Origin of the sequence: Paenibacillus sp. GbtcB18 (assembly GCF_019091125.1) — a bacterium.
Taxonomy (GTDB): Bacteria; Bacillota; Bacilli; order Paenibacillales; family NBRC-103111; genus Paenibacillus_F; species Paenibacillus_F chitinolyticus.
The window spans coordinates 1-230 of sequence record NZ_JAGXJX010000977.1 but is presented as its reverse complement, the minus strand read 5'-3'; the positions used below and the strand labels follow the sequence as shown (position 1 = coordinate 230).

Genomic DNA, 230 nt, shown 5'->3' with positions numbered 1-230 from the left:
ATGTCGGTTTTCTCGCAATACTGCATGCCGAAGGTCGGCACCGATGCGAGCGGCGCCACCATCACGAGCCACAAGAAGCTGACGCTGAATGCCGGAGAGGACATCTCGCTGTATACGCCCAAACGGAACGTGATCAAGGCGACGAGCCAGTTGATGGCGAAGAAGCTGGCGGCGCAGAGCGGATTTGCCATTGAAGGGGAGTACCACTTCCTCAGCGAGAACGTACTTGC

At 57.8% G+C, this 230-nt stretch carries 1 protein-coding gene; it reads left to right on the top strand.

Features of this window, described 5'->3' with window-relative positions:
- Positions 1–230, top strand: a 230-nt coding sequence (locus KVT34_RS31450; protein ID WP_217563414.1) for a hypothetical protein, incomplete at both ends; no start/stop codon positions are given.